Source organism: Sporosarcina sp. FA15 (assembly GCF_051550195.1).
Classification (GTDB): domain Bacteria; phylum Bacillota; class Bacilli; order Bacillales_A; family Planococcaceae; genus Sporosarcina; species Sporosarcina psychrophila.
Map to the genome: position 1 here is coordinate 1,821,314 of NZ_CP188818.1, position 15,395 is coordinate 1,836,708.

The window sequence follows — 15,395 nt, forward strand, 5'->3', positions numbered from 1 at the left end:
ATTTAAGTTAACTCAAAGGGGATTTACACACTATGACTGAGTCAAGTTACAAACTACGAATGATGATTATTTCAGCACTATTCGCAGCAATTATCGGTGTATTAGCACAAGTTACAGTTCCATTACCACTTGTACCAATTACTGGGCAAACGCTAGCCATCGGACTTGCTGCGACAATATTGGGCGCACGATATGGTACATTGTCAGTACTCATTTATTTATGCATGGGCGCAATAGGTATACCGGTATTCGCACAGATGTCTGGTGGTTTAGGGATTCTAGTCGGGCCAACTGGTGGGTATTTGATCGGGTTCATCCCAACTGCACTTATCATTGGCTTTTTTCTTGAAAAAACGAGCTTTACGGTTAAAAATGCAATCATCGCAAACGTAATCGGAATGTTTATTGCGTTAACTTTTGGAACGGTTTGGTTAAAAGTCATTGCAAATCTTTCTTGGACCGCAGCATTTACAGGTGGATTTGCACCGTTTCTTCTTGTTGGCCTCATTAAAGCGACACTGGCAGCATGGGCTGGCATTACTGTTAGAAATAGGTTGAAATCAACAAATCTATTATATGCATGGAACGCTGAAGTAAAATAAATCATACCGGATTCCAAAACGGCTAGTAATTGTTTTGGAATTCGGTATTTCACATTATTCGTCTGCTATTCAACCTACTTTCTCCCTCATAAAACTCTAGTAGATTAACGTCCCATTCCACTATTTCATTCATATTCTAAACGCCAGATATGTGGTTTCTTTGCCATACGGAAAATATCATTGTAGTAATCGTCTTCTTCCCGAGAACTGTAATCGACAAATAATTATTGTGAATTTGGGAACGCTATCTCTTGAAGGTTTTTAAAAAAGTTGAAGGAGGAAGTATAATGACTAACATCAAACCGAATGATTCAGATGACAATGTAAATAGGCTAAAGAAAACCATCAGTAATATGGAAGCAGCCGAAGCAGCGATGGAATTCGCCGAGGGGAAAGAACTTGCTGCAATCAAGGAGAAAAACGAGCGACGTAAAGAAAGCATTGAAGGATTACAAACTGAAATACGGGCAGAAGAAGAATCACGAATTAACGGGTATAAAAAAAGAATGTAAGTATAGGTTTAGCCGACACTGTGCCTAGTTGTGCATTTCTACTACGTATGTATGCTTCGCACAATTTCTTAGCTATATGTATAGTGTCGACAACAGAACCCACCACGCCTCTTACAATGCGGACCATGGTGGGTTATTTTAATATTAAATATTTTTCCACAGATAAAGCCTAGGACTATTCCTATACTGATTAATAATAATTGCCAGACAGACAATCGAGCAATTTATGTATCTAAATATATATAAATAAGTATCCTTCGATTATTACAACGTTTCAATTAACCGTTTCTCATCAAGTTCTGTCGATTTAACAACGGATTCAGTTATATAATAGTCCGATCTTGAATGGTAGAATTTTTACCATTAGATATCGTCGTGATCGTTCTATCATAAGGTCTGGTGCCCAGATTTTTTAAAAATAGTGAAACAAAAGCCAGTATAAAATCAACCTGGTATATAAACATCTAAGTATCAAATAAACGTACCCGACCTAACCAGAGTTGGTCATCTAACCCTCTAGTAAAATACTTACGCTACAAATTTATTCGTTTCGTATCTTGTTATTTTGTAACTTCTTTCTTCAAATTCTTCCTTCGTATTCCGTAAACGATAGCTAACAAAAGTGGAAATATAATTCCGACTACTAATGTAAGGGAATTCCCCGTAGTATTGTCCCAATTCTGTTTATAGATAATATTAGGATAAACCACGAGAGAGAGAACCACTGCAATTATCCCCATTGGCATTATTAAGGGACGATAATCCTTCAAATTTAAGATTTGTGCAATTGCTAAAATAGTAGCGTAAAAATAAAGGATCAACTTGAAATAGAGAGAGATAATCCATAGTAAAGCCATTAATACTTCAATTCGCTCTATAAAATTTCCGACACTAATTCTTTTGGCCAATTCATAGCTTGGATAAAATTCGTTTGCCGTTTTTGCTGCTCCTAATACCGAGATACTCAAAAATGTAATGAGAATGATAATAAGTCCGCCAATTAGATTTCCAATTAGAAAGGATTTTTTTGACTGTTTAACTTCATTTACAAATGCGGGGAAAATCATTAATAAAACAATGGCATTTCCAGAAGACAAAAGGACATAAAAGAAGGAGGATTTGATCATCGTTTTCGGTTCTGCCTCAAACACAGGCTTTAGGTGGTCAACATGGATATCGGGTGCAATTAAAACGGTAAATATAATAAAGATGATGATGAAAAAGGCACCAAAGATTTCTGCAGAACGTGCAATGGTCTCTAACCCAAGGTAAACGCCCATTACCATAACTCCAGCCATCAGAATATTAAGGGCTGATATAGGCGTATTCGGCATAATATGGGTATTAAAAAAATTTCCTGATTGAAATAAAAGAGTTGAAGCATAAAGAAGTGACATCATTACAAATAAAACTGAAACGGCTTTACCAATCCATTTTCCAAATACTTTTTCATTCATTTGAACATAGGTGAGGTGAGGAAACCAAAGTGCTATCGCGGTGAAAAGCCATACAACCAATAACCCGATTCCCGTACCAATTATAGCTGTAATCCAGGCATCTTGGTTCGTTTTTGCTGCTAAAACTGACGGAACTTCTAAGATGCTCGTCCCAATCGTAAAAAAGATAACTAACACTAGAAATTGATTTGAATTTATTTTAATATTATGCATCATTTCAACTCTTCACCCTCCTTACCTCTCTAATTCAACTAACGGAAGAGCGTTTCATTTATTGGTCTTAGAATGAAAGTTAGTAAGTCCATTGGATTTGGAATGGGTTTTCCTAATACTTGAGCAATCCCTAAGCCTGTACCAATAGAAAGAAAGAGTAAAAAGACAACCAATTCTTTTTTGTTTTTTTTTAGTAATAGGGATGGAACTTCAAACCGTACGATTACTACTACTATCAACAGGATTCCAATAATTTTCAGCATATTTCTTTATTCCTCTAACTTTTGTAAGAATGAATTACTTACTGTACCCGTATCACGTATTTTCATATCAACCTCAACGTTCACTGTTAATTCCGTAAACTCTTCATCCCACTGATTTTTAATTTTTTTCCATGTTTTCGGATTGGATCGATGAATAGCTTGTCCAAATCCAAAAATATCTGACTTATATTGTTTTTGTAGCGTTTCAATTGTTTGATGAACGATTTCCTTCAATTCTTTTTCATAACTTTTTTCTAACGCATCTATTGTTTTTGTGTCTTTCATATCGATGTGACATTCCACAGCTCCCACATCCCCCTCTACCTCGATAGTTACATTTACTTCCGGTTTCCCTTTGTTAATCTTTCCTTTCAATTCAGATTTAGAATTAATTACCTCTATCGAAACTTTCCCTTCCTCGGGACATGAAATTGATGCTACTGTCGATTTAACGGAGTCGATAATATAGTTATATCCCTTACTTTCACTTTCATTTAACCATCCCACTAGTTTATCTTGCCTAAATACCGCCAAATAATCATATTGAATTTGGGCAGCAGGCGTAATTGACTCCACATTCTGCTTGCTTGAACCTACTTCCTGATTTCCAAACACCTGAATACCCGTTAAAACTGCATCCTTTCCATCTGTTATAAAATCGCCTAACAGCTCATCTAATGTAACCCCTTTCGTCACAGCCCAGTTTTCCTCAGACGTTTTAAGCGTATTAAACATTTTATTTGCAGGTATGCTTTCAATCGGTGTTGTAACATTCAGTATTTCTGCAGCAGTCTTATCCTTTGCAACAACAACATAAAAATCAGATCGTAGTTCCCAATCTCTTGATAGTAAATCCAATGACTCACCTACACCTGCTTTAGCTAATTCCTCGCCAATCACAAGCATTCGAAGATGACCGGGATATATCTTTCTGGGTGAGTCGATTGTCATTTTTCGAAAGGCTTCAAATATTGTTTCACCGGTAGCTTGGAATAAGGTTACTGTTGAACGACCAGAACTTTGTTTCATGGATACTTCCGACGGTACAACTACTTGAGCAGTTAATTGAAATTCTTCATCCACTTTGTCAATTCCTAGCGCTAAAGTGATCGCAATCTCATTTAATTCCCTCCTGTCCCAACATCCCGTTAAAACAAGACTCAGAATTAGGAGCACAAAAGTATATTTTTTCATCGTTTAGGCTCCTTTTACTCCTCATTTTTTGGTGGCTTTGGTTTTGCAGAAGCTGAATCTTGTTGCCTAACTATATTTTGTTGATTGATAAGACGAGGTCGAGTAATCATTGCCCATCTAGGCAATCGAATAAATGTATCCTTTTGATCGGAAATATTAAATGGACCCAATGGAGACATGTAGGGAATGCCAAAAGAACGAATACTACATAAATGGAGTACGAGGGCAATTAAACCCACCATAATTCCAAATAAACCGAACGAGGCAGCTATTCCCATAAAACCAAAACGCAGTAATCTTACAGCAATCGCTATATCATAAGTTGGAGAAACAAAGCTCGCGATAGCAGTTATTGAAACAATAATTACCATCGCCGCAGAAATCACACCTGCTTCGACAGCTGCCGTCCCTATGACGAATGCACCTACAATAGACATGGCAGATCCAATCGATCGAGGCATTCTTACGCCTGCTTCACGTAATATTTCAAAGGTCAATTCCATTAGCAATGCTTCAAAGAATGCAGGAAATGGAACACCTTCTCGTTGGGCAGTCAGACTAATTAGCAGTGCTGGTGGCAGCATCGTCTGATGAAAAGTTGTGATTGCAATAAAAAACGCCGGCGCCAGCAAAGAAATACCAAAAGAGCCAAAACGAAGGAGTCGAATAAAACTCGAAATATCCGCACGTTGATAATAGTCCTCAGAAGACTGGAAAAATTGAATGAACAACGCAGGAACGATAAGTACAAATGGCGTTCCATCTACCAAAATGGCTATTCTTCCTTCCAGTAGTGCTGCAGCTACTACATCTGGGCGTTCTGTATTGAAAATAGTGGGAAAAGGTGAATGAGGTGAATCCTCAATTAATTCTTCGATATATCCACTTTCTAGAATTCCATCAATTTCGATATTATCCAAACGCAAATGGACTTCTTTCACTATTTTTTCATCTGCAACACCGTTGATGTACATCAACGCAATATCCGTTTTCGTCCGTGTTCCAATTACCTTAGACTCCACCCAAAGATTAGGATCTTTAAGTTTCCGTCGAACTAATGCCGTATTTACGCGTAAGTTTTCGGAGAATCCTTCACGGGGTCCTCTCACTACCGTTTGAGCAACTGGTTCCGTTACCCCACGCTCAATCCAGTGCTTATTTGAAATGACTAATCCTTGTGAATAGCCATCGATTAGTATTATTGTATCGCCCGACAAAAGACCATTATAAAGTACTTCAAAAGTAGTGAAATCTTTTATCTCTCCTACTGTCATGGAAAAATCTTTTAAAATGCTAATAATACTTTGCCCAGTTGACAACTTTACCTGTAATTCAATATCTTTAGTATCCAACATAAGTGTTTCTAATATGAATTCTTGTAACGAAGTTGTATTTGTTAACCCATCAGTGTATATAATGCCCGCTTTAATGCTTCCTTCTTTTCCAATTCGAATTTCTCGAAAGACAATATCCGTACTTTTCCCAAGTGTATCTTTTAAGATTTGTATATTTTCCTGAAGACTAACTTTCAGACCATCTTTTTTATTTGGATCCACCATTTGACTTTGTGAGGGAACAGCTTTATTTGATTCGTTTGTTTTTTTCTTTTTAAAAAACCGCATACTCTCTGTCCCTCACTTTCTATTATGAATACGATTATATTCTGCTAATAAAAATTACATTATTCGGCGGGTCAAGTCCCTTTTATAGTATTCAGCATGAGCTATTTCTCTTTTTTTCATACGTTTGTTATGTCGTAGTCCATAGGTATTCTTGTAAGCTTAAACTAACTCCGTTGTGATTTTAAACCCCTGCTTATCCATCAATACTTACTTTATTAGACAATAGACATTTCAGTTTCGCTGCAAAAAACAACTCGCATCTGGATGAGCGAATACCATCGCAGATACGCATACTTTGGATTCCATCAGCAATCCTTCTGTTAACTGCATGCCAATATCTTCAGGTCTTTTCAAATTAAATAACTTGGCTTGTTTCTAGTAGAATCACGTCACTTTCGCTTGTATCTAAAAGTCATGTCTTACTTAATCAAACCTATTTTCACATGTGACAAGCAGCTTTTTCGTCGCAGGTCCAATTGCTCCAGCACAAAACTTGGCCACTGGTGTAATGATTTCTTCTGTATATTCCCCAACAAATTATACTCTCAGAAATTAATGTCATTACTTTGTCTCCAAGATGATAGTCGTTCAACACAACTGGTTTTCCATCGAACGTAATCATTTAAATGAAATCGGAACCCAGTACTAAATAACCTCCATGAGTATTTTCAATAACCTCTCGATTGCTAGATTAAATTCATTGCCAAATAAATTACACGTATATTGTACAGCATGCAAAATACGCTCCATACTATTGCGTGAGCAATCGAAACACCTCAGTATTATTTCTGCAGATGAAATACTACATGGGATTAATTTCGCCTTCTTTGCCACTACTATATTTGCGATTAGTAGTCTATTTGCCGAGATTTTGTTGGCCATTTGAATACGAAGAAAATCAAGAAATGGTTATCGGTAAAAATCACCTTAAGAGTTTCCACGTGAGAGGAGCAAAATAAGTAATTCACATATCTCAATACACATTAAAAAAACCAGACATTGAGCTGCCTGGTTTTCTTGCTATGCTCATGCAATTGTAGTGTCCCGCTTAGGTAGCTAATAAATTGGGTCGTTTCATAAATATAACCTGAATTGGGTATACTCATATTGTATCTGCATTTTTGAGAGAGATAGAAGATGAATACATAGACTTACTGATACAGGAGGATTAGCGATGAATATTCTAATCGAGTGGATTTACAAAACTCCAAAAGGAGCAGAAACCGTCTTCCGCTCCGAGGAGATGCCGGCAGCACAAGCCATACTAGTTGCGGAAGACTTGGCACGGACCGGACGTACCAAAAATGTACTATTCATTGATCAGTTCGACAGTACGTGGACGGTCAAAGAGATGAAAGGTTATTTGAAAGGAATTGAAACTGAACCACATAACATCACGGTTTATTTCGACGGTGGCTTCGATCATACGACCCGTAAATCGGGATTAGGCTGCGTCATCTATTACGAACAAAGCGGGAAATCATATAGGTTACGGCAAAATGCACCTTCTACCGAACTCTCATCGAATAACGAGGCAGAATATGCAGCACTCTACCTATGTCTACAGGAACTCGAGCTTTTGACTGTCCATCATCTACCAGTTCTCTTCATCGGGGATTCACAGGTGGTCATCAACCAGCTGACTGGAGAATGGCCGGCCCTCGAAAATAATTTGTCTAGTTGGGCAGACCGGATAGAAGAAAAGCTGAAAGACCTTGGTATCCAGCCAGAATACAAACTGGTACAGCGGAAGCTAAATTCAGAAGCGGATCGGCTGGCAACACAAGCGCTGAATGGAGTTTCGATTACGGCCACGAGCGAAGTTACAGTGGATTAGTAAGTCTATAAAGTTCAACTAAAGGCTATCTACAAACAGTCATGAAAGTTAAACTTTCATGACTGTTTCTTATATATACCAGAAATTGTAGTCGGTAATTCCTGGTGAAATTTCATTAAGTATTTCTTACTTGCCTTTACTCAATTTCTTCACAGTTACCTCTCAATCAGATATGTAAATCCCCCGAATTCCCCCTCCCACTATCAAATCTTTTGAATCTACTTATTATAGGAAACAGACATAAGAAAAGTTTCAATGCCCTAACTATTATCCCAAGTTTATTAAATGGGTATTCCAGATTAACTCACTACAAATACCTTTTCAGCTATATCCAATCATTGAACTGAATGAGGTTCTTCTTATCAGAGAATTTGTAAGTTAAGCAAAAGGTATAATACATTTTTAATAGGGTGAAAGGCATATATGTATATTCCGGATTGAATTTCGAGCAAAAACAACCTCCCCATGGCCTGCTTCTATTGTTAATGAGTGCTCCAATTTTGATGAAAGTCATTATTCCCGGAAAATAAATTTCTGGAAATCGGGACAACTTGTAACACTTTCCAACAATTTTAATATATTAGTAATAGCTTATATAAAAGGAGGTGATAAAATGCGTGATTATAGAAACGAAGACAAATGTAAGTATTACCATGAATACGGATGTGAAGACAAGCGAAAAGATAAATGCAAATGTGAAGATAAACATAAAGATGATCATAGGTTAAAACCTATGGTATTATCGACAGGTGTATTGAATACGGTTGTTGGCCAAACTGCAGCTCATATTGAAGTAGCTAACCTTGATCCAACTAGAACCTTTCAAGTAAGGGTACAAGTTATCAATTGGAATAGTGGTGGTCCAGAAGTCCTGCTCAATCAATTAGTGACTCTTTTACCGAATCAACACATCAACTTAAGTCAATTCGTTGAACCATTCCACTATGAAGTTAGAATCTTTCATCCTGGAAGTCCGAATGTTATTGCGAATACTTTTGCAATAAATGCAGGGACTTTCACTCTTCCTGGTTTAACCTTCAACCAAAAAGACCTTATGAAGTTAGATGTATCTTTCATTTAATTTCAAATTCCCCCAATAAATAACCCAGAAGCACCTCATGCTTTTGGGTTATTTTTCTATTACCTGTACATCTAAACATTCACAAGTGTTTCTTACACAGCATACTTCAAACTAGTATAATGGTTTACAAGACTGTTTTCACACGGTCCTATAGCCCCCTTACTAAAATCGAAAAGAGAGTTGGGATAAACAATGATGAATATAGACATACCTTTGTTGAATAAAGCAGCGGGAGAAAAAGCAACTTCTTACATAGCAACATTAACAAAACCTTTAGGTAGTTTGGGCAGGTTGGAAGAAATCGCAATTAGTCTGGCAGAAATGACAGGTAATTTGACTCTAGAGATTACACCACCAGGCATCATCGTATTTGCTGCCGATCATGGCATTGTAAAAGAAGGTGTTTCCGCTTATCCACAGGAAGTGACGCTCCAAATGGTAGCAAATATTGTAAATGGCGGAGCCGCTATCAATGTATTTGGTAGACAAATCGGTGCAAAATTCAAAGTCGTCGACGTAGGTGTAGCGGGAGATGTAACAGAGGTGCAAGTTATTCATAAGAAAATTCGTCAGGGCACTGGAAGCTTCCTCACCGAATTAGCAATGACACGAGAAGAAGCAGAAAAAGCGGTACTCATCGGTTATGAAGAAGGGATTCAGATTATAGAAAGTGGGATCAAATGTCTGATTATCGGTGAAGTCGGTATCGGCAACACGACAGCAAGTAGCGCTGTTCTAGCATCGATTACTGGTGCAGACCCCGCTGCAATTGTCGGATTTGGGACTGGTATTTCCACTGAACAGCATAATCGGAAAGTTGCGGTTGTTCGTGATGCAATCAGCTTACATCAGCCGAAACCGACGGATGCCATTGATATCCTGTCGAAAGTGGGCGGACTTGAAATGGCGGCAATGGCTGGTGCAATGCTCGCCGCTGCAGAAAAGCGGGTACCTATTCTTGTCGATGGTTTTATCTGTACGGTTTCCGCTTGTCTAGCTAAATTGATGGCTCCTACTGTAGTAGATTATATGATTTTATCGCATCAATCAGTAGAACCTGGACATACAACGGCAGTCAAACATTTGCAAAAAGAGCCGTTACTCCAACTAAATATGCGTCTCGGCGAAGGGACCGGTGCAGCCGTCGCTTTCCCGATTCTACAATCCGCAGTCAATATGATCAATGAGATGGCTACATTCGAAAATTCCGGTGTATCGGGCAAAGACGAGACAGAAGTGATAATGAATTCATAACAACGCAATATTCATAGAACAATTTTAAAACCTGACGCATAAGTGAATGGTGGTCAAAAAAATAGCAAAAACGCCAAGTTCACTCCGAACTTGGCGTTTTCATTAAATATATCTAGACATTCCCACAGTTACTCCCAACAAGCCAAGAACTGAAGAAGACCATCTCCTGTAATTTTCGGATGCATATATATGCACTGATCAATCATGATCGTTTATACTTTCAAGTTCATTTGAAAAATATGACAGCATCCATGCAATTAACTTTCTATCCAAAAACGTCTAACCACCGTTCCATCTTCTTCAATAAAGCTCTTGTCTTCAATGCCGCCATTCTTCTCTATCGTTTTTGCTGATCCAATATTGTCTTCATTACAAGTTACCAGTACCCGATCGATTCCGAGTTCACCGCATTTCTTCAATGCCTCTGCAAGAATCCATGTCGCATAGCCTTTCCTTCTTTCCGCAGGTCTCACACCATACCCGATATGCCCGCCGACATTGTGTAAGTAATCTGTCAGATCGTGCCTGATGTCGACCATCGCTAATATCCGGTCATTATAACCCACCAAAAAATAATTCGTACTAGGCACCCATTTTCCGTCTCCGCTTTCTCGGATTTGCAGTGCTTCTAAATACGTTTCATAGTCCTCGTGACCAGCTACATTAAAACTGCTGGGCGTTATCCGGGATTCATCCCACTCTTTCATGTAATCTTCATGCTCGTTTTTCCATTCAATGGATGGTCTCACTAATCGCATAGCCATTTCCCCATTCCCTGTTTTTATAAGTTACCTGTTAAAGACTCAAAAACAAACAATTCATTCGCCGACTTAAATTTGCGGATTGCAGCTTCAAATGCTTTTAGCCTGGCTAACTTTTAATTTCTTTCCTTTGATTGTCGTTTCTTTCATTGCCTGCATAACTAATGAACCTTTGTCATTCAGAATATCAACATAAGTCAACTCATCCTGAATGGTAATAATACCGATATCATCTGCTGTTACTCCAGGAATCTTCGCAATCGTGCCAACAAAATCTACGGCTCGAAGCTTCTTCTTTTTTCCACCATTGAAATGGAGTTTCATGACATCCTTGTTTGGTTGCACATGTATAGTATTTTTGGTTTTCTGACGACCACTGACTTTTTCATCGAAAGCATTTTTTCCAACAGCTACTTTCTGCTGCGTCGGCGCTTCCAAAACAGGTATCTCAAAGCCAATGTATGCTTCAATTGCTTTAATGAGTTTGCTGTCATTTGGAGTTGCAAACGTAATTGCTTTTCCTTTATTACCAGCACGACCGGTTCTGCCAGTTCGATGAACATAGCTCTCTTTTTCCACGGGAACGTCAAAGTTGATGACAAGTGTTATTTTAGCTACATCAATTCCCCTTGCAGCTACATCGGTCGCCACAAGATAACGAAAATTCCCCATTTTGAAGCCTTCCATAACCGCAAATCGGTCCTCCTGTACAATTCCACCATGGATCTTTTCACAAGAATAGTTAGACCTTTCCAATTCCGCAAAAACAGTGTCAACTTGCCCCTTAGTTCTGCAGAAGATAATACAGCTATCTGGGTTTTCAACAACAGTAATGTTTTTCAGCAACGTCATTTTCCCTGCTTCTTTCACTTCAATTACGCTATGTTCAATTGCACTCGTCGTGACTCCTGTAGAAGCGATTTGAATAGAAATAGGTTTTTTCATATAGGTATGGCAAAGATTCTCAACCTTTTTAGGCAACGTAGCGGAAAATACCATCGTTACTCTAGTAGGCGGAAGTTTTTGTATGATAGCTTCTACTTGGGCAACAAAGCCCATAGTCAACATTTCATCAGCTTCATCTATAACCAAGTATTTTATTTCATCTACACGAAACGTTCCTCTTTCAATATGGTCCATCACACGCCCAGGAGTACCGACGACGATATGTGTTTTTTGTTCCAACTCTTCCTCTTGTTTACTAAAGGATTCTTTGCCGTAAACCGCTAAGGCTTTAATTCTTTTAAAACGCCCAATAGCTGTTACATCCTCTTGAACTTGAACAGCAAGCTCTCGAGTCGGCGTTAGAATTAATGCCTGTGGATTTTCCTTCTCCCAATCAATCATTTCGCAAAGAGGGATACCAAAAGATGCCGTCTTGCCACTGCCTGTTTGAGATTTCACGATGAGATCCTGATTTTCCAGTGCTCTCGGCATGACTTCACTTTGAACCTCCGTTGGCCTTTCATATTTCAACAAGGCAAGTGCTCTTGTTATTTCATCGCTTAAATTATAATCCTCAAAACTTCTTTCACTCATTTAAGTAACCTCATTTATTATTATTTGACCCCGTTTTTTTCTGATCAAGTGTAGTCATCCCTAAAATAAAATAATGCTACCCAATACATAAGGTAGCATTATTTTGTACTGCTAGCAAACCATGAAAAGCCAATTATTAAGTCCCACAAAATGTTTGGTAAGGCCTTGTTGATTGCGCGGGAAGTGTGGAATAATCATCCTTCCCAGGAGTGTACGCATACGGATTTGATAGAACTTCTAATAGCCTTTCCATCACACTGTAATCACCTTGGTTCACCGCGGCTTCTAGCGCAGCTTCTACCCGATGGTTCCGTGGGATTAGTACAGGATTACTATCTCGCATTAACTGCTGTGAGCTGATCTTTGATTCTTGCTGTCTGCCTAGTCTTGACTGCCACAGTGCATACCAGTTGGTAAATTCCGGAGTCCCAAAAAGGACATTATCTTCTAAATTATCATACGTTAACGCGCGAAAAGTATTGGTAAAGTCAGCGCGATGTTTCTGCATTAGTCGAAGAAGGTCTTCAATAAGGGATTCATCCTGTTTCTCTTCATTAAATAGTCCTAGTTTCGCTCTCATTCCCGCGAGCCAATTCGCATGATAGTGCTCAGGGAAATCGGAAATGGCATCTTGCGCCAGTTTGGCACCCTCTGCATAATCTTCATGCAGTAATGGTATTAGGGTTTCAGCAAATCGCGCAAGATTCCACCCGACGATATTCGGCTGATTGCCGTAAGAGTAGCGACCTTGAATGTCAATGGAACTGAAGACCGTTGCTGGGTCATAGGTATCCATGAAGGCACACGGACCATAATCGATGGTCTCCCCACTTATCGTCATGTTATCGGTATTCATTACTCCATGGATAAAACCAACCATTTGCCATTGTGCAACCAAGGCGGCCTGACGCTTGATCACTCCCTGAAGCAACGCAAGATAGCGCCTTTCATCAGTTTCAACTTCAGGAAAATGGCGCTGTAGTGCGTAGTCGGCCAAAACTTGTAGTTCCTCATCCGTTCCCCATTTTGCAGCGTATTGAAAGGTTCCAAAGCGTAGATGACTGACGGCCACACGAGTCATAATGGCACCTGGAAGATCGGTTTCACGGATGATAAATTCACCGGTTGTCACTACTGCTAGACTTCGAGTAGTAGGAATACCAAGCGCATGCATGGCTTCACTGATGATGTATTCGCGTAACATTGGTCCAAGTGCCGCGCGACCATCTCCCCCGCGGGAATAGGGTGTTCGGCCCGAACCCTTAAGCTGAATATCAAACCGTTCACCTAAAGGGTTTATCTGTTCGCCAATTAACATTGCCCGGCCGTCCCCTAACATCGCAAAGTGCCCAAATTGATGGCCCGCATACGCTTGAGCAAGCGGCAAAGCGCCTTCAGGAATTCGATTCCCAGCAAGCACTGCCACTCCATCTTCGCTTTGCAACTCATGGACATCCAATCCCAAGGAAATTGCCAAGGAATCATTGAAAATGATCAACTTCGGTGACTGTACAGGGTTAGGGCTGAGGTTTGTAAAAAATGATTTTGGCAGACGGGCATAACTATTATCTAAATTCCAGCCTGATTCTATTAGTTCTTTTCGGTTTGTCATCGTATCTTCTATCTTCCTTTCGTCTGTTTGCCTGATTTTTTTATATAAAACATAAATCACGGTATCCCTATCCATAAGGTAGTCCTTCGTAGTGTCTTCTTCTGTTAATTTAGTATACCCTTTCCACACGTTGGTAACTCCCTTAGTTTTTCGCTAACTATGCAGGGTGCACTAATGTGTTTCCCATAAGTGTCGTATACAGTGACCGACAGCGTACCTACACCAACATTCTCAGTTCTTTATCATAGATTTTTGTCGTTTAGATGCGCGTGTATTTCAAGCATCACTCAAAACTTACGCCACATTTTAACACGATATTTGAACCATCAGGTCAGTGTGATATACCCGGCCATTTCACCATAATATAGTATAAATGGATTTAACTGAAATCCCATGTGGATAAGAACTTTCCTGCGACACATACTTTGGTAATACACAAATTGAGCACAGTTTTTTCAGTTCAGTAAATAATTACACTGAAAGAGGGGTATTCTATTGGCAAAAAAAGTTCTTTTATTTGGTGATATTGGAATAGATGACACAGTGGCCCTTATCTACGCCCACTTTAATGACGAGATTGATATCGTCGGAGTGGTAGCCGATTATGGGAATGTATCAAGAGAAGATGCAATGTCAAATATTCGCTATTTGTTTAACCTATTTAATTTCCCCAATAACATTCCAGTCATAAGTGGTGCAGAAATGCCGCTGACTGCCGAACTCCCCACCTACTATCCGGAAGTCCATGGCGTACATGGTCTCGGACCCATAGTACCGGATGACTATGAATTCGTGATAGAAAACTTCCTGGAGATTGTAAATATAATTAAAATGTATAAGGATGAGCTGATTATCGTAAATATTGGCCGCCTGACTTCACTTGCTACATTGTTTATTCTTTATAAAGAATTAATGGGCAACGTGAAGGAATTTTATATTATGGGGGGAGCATTCGGGGTACCTGGAAATGTAACACCTGTCGCGGAAGCAAACTTCCATGCAGATCCTGTAGCGGTGAAAATCGTCCTTTCTTATGCCAATAATGTCACAATAATTCCTTTAAATGCAACACAAAAAGCAATTGTCACACCTGAAATGGTCGATTATATTGATCACTTTGGAAAAACCGCAATCTTTAAGTCGTTAATGAACTTTTACACCGAATTTTATCAAGAACGGGATCCAACTCTTCAAGGAAGCCCCGTGCATGACGCACTTACACTGATGGCGGTCATACACCCTGAAATGTTCACGTTCAATTCGCGTTCTATCGAAATCGGGCAGCATTTGGAAGGACCTGCAAGGGGGCAAAGTATTGCTGATATACGGCCAGGTGACCAATTTTATGACAACGAAAAAAATCACCGCATTGCATTTGACTTGGACTACGAGACATTTTTCCACAACTTCCTGTCTGTCATGACAGGTAAACAGTCAAAATAAGGTGA

13 protein-coding genes and 1 pseudogene are annotated in these 15,395 nt (G+C 39.2%); 6 read left to right on the forward strand and 8 right to left on the reverse strand.

Annotation, left to right across the window (positions count from 1 at the left end):
• The first annotated feature begins 32 nt into the window (after positions 1-32).
• Both ACP8HG_RS08845 and ACP8HG_RS08850 read left to right on the forward strand, forming a co-directional pair.
• Positions 33-602 (forward strand): biotin transporter BioY, encoded by a 570-nt coding sequence (locus tag ACP8HG_RS08845; protein WP_438298502.1) that lies wholly within the window; start codon positions 33-35, stop codon positions 600-602.
• Positions 603-889: 287 nt separating this feature from the next.
• The gene (locus ACP8HG_RS08850; protein ID WP_338656172.1) at positions 890-1,114 is read left to right on the forward strand and encodes a small, acid-soluble spore protein tlp; all 225 of its coding nucleotides are present in this window, start codon (positions 890-892) and stop codon (positions 1,112-1,114) included.
• A gap of 560 nt (positions 1,115-1,674) precedes the next feature.
• Here the strand turns inward: ACP8HG_RS08850 and ACP8HG_RS08855 are convergent.
• The 5 genes and pseudogenes from ACP8HG_RS08855 to ACP8HG_RS08875 form a co-directional block, all read right to left on the reverse strand.
• A complete protein-coding gene (locus tag ACP8HG_RS08855; protein WP_338656170.1) occupies positions 1,675-2,787 on the reverse strand; it encodes a GerAB/ArcD/ProY family transporter in 1,113 nt (370 codons plus the stop codon).
• A 35-nt stretch (positions 2,788-2,822) separates the two neighbouring features.
• Positions 2,823-3,047 (reverse strand): hypothetical protein, encoded by a 225-nt coding sequence (locus ACP8HG_RS08860; RefSeq protein ID WP_438298503.1) that lies wholly within the window; start codon positions 3,045-3,047, stop codon positions 2,823-2,825.
• 6 nt (positions 3,048-3,053) lie between these two features.
• Entirely contained in the window at positions 3,054-4,241 is a 1,188-nt protein-coding gene (locus tag ACP8HG_RS08865; protein ID WP_438298504.1) for a Ger(x)C family spore germination protein, read from the reverse strand.
• A gap of 14 nt (positions 4,242-4,255) precedes the next feature.
• The gene (locus ACP8HG_RS08870) at positions 4,256-5,863 is read right to left on the reverse strand and encodes a spore germination protein (protein ID WP_067210700.1); all 1,608 of its coding nucleotides are present in this window, start codon (positions 5,861-5,863) and stop codon (positions 4,256-4,258) included.
• 231 nt (positions 5,864-6,094) lie between these two features.
• Positions 6,095-6,235, reverse strand: a pseudogene (locus ACP8HG_RS08875) (vitamin B12 dependent-methionine synthase activation domain-containing protein); the annotation flags it as partial.
• 802 nt (positions 6,236-7,037) lie between these two features.
• On the opposite strand from ACP8HG_RS08875, the gene ACP8HG_RS08880 reads away from it, so the two are divergent.
• From ACP8HG_RS08880 to cobT, 3 genes are all read left to right on the forward strand, one after another.
• Positions 7,038-7,700, forward strand: a complete 663-nt coding sequence (locus ACP8HG_RS08880) for a ribonuclease H family protein (protein ID WP_438298505.1) — start codon at positions 7,038-7,040, stop codon at positions 7,698-7,700.
• Between the two features lie 613 nt (positions 7,701-8,313).
• Positions 8,314-8,781, forward strand: a complete 468-nt coding sequence (locus ACP8HG_RS08885; RefSeq protein WP_067210705.1) for a hypothetical protein — start codon at positions 8,314-8,316, stop codon at positions 8,779-8,781.
• Positions 8,782-8,973: 192 nt separating this feature from the next.
• Positions 8,974-10,035, forward strand: a complete 1,062-nt coding sequence (cobT, locus tag ACP8HG_RS08890; RefSeq protein WP_370569890.1) for a nicotinate-nucleotide--dimethylbenzimidazole phosphoribosyltransferase — start codon at positions 8,974-8,976, stop codon at positions 10,033-10,035.
• Between the two features lie 257 nt (positions 10,036-10,292).
• Here the strand turns inward: cobT and ACP8HG_RS08895 are convergent, their stop codons facing one another.
• The 3 genes from ACP8HG_RS08895 to ACP8HG_RS08905 all read right to left on the reverse strand — a co-directional run bounded on the left by ACP8HG_RS08895 (position 10,293) and on the right by ACP8HG_RS08905 (position 13,947).
• Positions 10,293-10,793: a GNAT family N-acetyltransferase gene (locus tag ACP8HG_RS08895; RefSeq protein WP_342538621.1), complete on the reverse strand. Its 501-nt coding sequence runs from the start codon at positions 10,791-10,793 to the stop codon at positions 10,293-10,295.
• A 93-nt stretch (positions 10,794-10,886) separates the two neighbouring features.
• Positions 10,887-12,335, reverse strand: a complete 1,449-nt coding sequence (locus tag ACP8HG_RS08900) for a DEAD/DEAH box helicase (RefSeq protein WP_438298506.1) — start codon at positions 12,333-12,335, stop codon at positions 10,887-10,889.
• Between the two features lie 136 nt (positions 12,336-12,471).
• Positions 12,472-13,947 carry a protein adenylyltransferase SelO gene (locus tag ACP8HG_RS08905; RefSeq protein ID WP_338656821.1) on the reverse strand — a complete coding sequence of 492 codons (1,476 nt, stop codon included), beginning with the start codon at positions 13,945-13,947 and terminating at the stop codon, positions 12,472-12,474.
• A gap of 495 nt (positions 13,948-14,442) precedes the next feature.
• On the opposite strand from ACP8HG_RS08905, the gene ACP8HG_RS08910 reads away from it, so the two are divergent.
• Positions 14,443-15,390: a nucleoside hydrolase gene (locus ACP8HG_RS08910; protein WP_338656152.1), complete on the forward strand. Its 948-nt coding sequence runs from the start codon at positions 14,443-14,445 to the stop codon at positions 15,388-15,390.
• Positions 15,391-15,395 lie beyond the last annotated feature (5 nt).

Excerpts from the sequence above, each read along its gene's own strand:
- ACP8HG_RS08845 (WP_438298502.1), top strand. The coding sequence starts at position 33 with ATGACTGAGTCAAGTTACAAACTACGAATGATGATTATTTCAGCACTA.
- ACP8HG_RS08850 (WP_338656172.1), top strand. The coding sequence starts at position 890 with ATGACTAACATCAAACCGAATGATTCAGATGACAATGTAAATAGGCTA.
- ACP8HG_RS08855 (WP_338656170.1), bottom strand. The coding sequence starts at position 2,787 with ATGATGCATAATATTAAAATAAATTCAAATCAATTTCTAGTGTTAGTT.
- ACP8HG_RS08860 (WP_438298503.1), bottom strand. The coding sequence starts at position 3,047 with ATGCTGAAAATTATTGGAATCCTGTTGATAGTAGTAGTAATCGTACGG.
- ACP8HG_RS08865 (WP_438298504.1), bottom strand. The coding sequence starts at position 4,241 with ATGAAAAAATATACTTTTGTGCTCCTAATTCTGAGTCTTGTTTTAACG.
- ACP8HG_RS08870 (WP_067210700.1), bottom strand. The coding sequence starts at position 5,863 with ATGCGGTTTTTTAAAAAGAAAAAAACAAACGAATCAAATAAAGCTGTT.
- ACP8HG_RS08880 (WP_438298505.1), top strand. The coding sequence starts at position 7,038 with ATGAATATTCTAATCGAGTGGATTTACAAAACTCCAAAAGGAGCAGAA.
- ACP8HG_RS08885 (WP_067210705.1), top strand. The coding sequence starts at position 8,314 with ATGCGTGATTATAGAAACGAAGACAAATGTAAGTATTACCATGAATAC.
- cobT (WP_370569890.1), top strand. The coding sequence starts at position 8,974 with ATGATGAATATAGACATACCTTTGTTGAATAAAGCAGCGGGAGAAAAA.
- ACP8HG_RS08895 (WP_342538621.1), bottom strand. The coding sequence starts at position 10,793 with ATGCGATTAGTGAGACCATCCATTGAATGGAAAAACGAGCATGAAGAT.
- ACP8HG_RS08900 (WP_438298506.1), bottom strand. The coding sequence starts at position 12,335 with ATGAGTGAAAGAAGTTTTGAGGATTATAATTTAAGCGATGAAATAACA.
- ACP8HG_RS08905 (WP_338656821.1), bottom strand. The coding sequence starts at position 13,947 with ATGACAAACCGAAAAGAACTAATAGAATCAGGCTGGAATTTAGATAAT.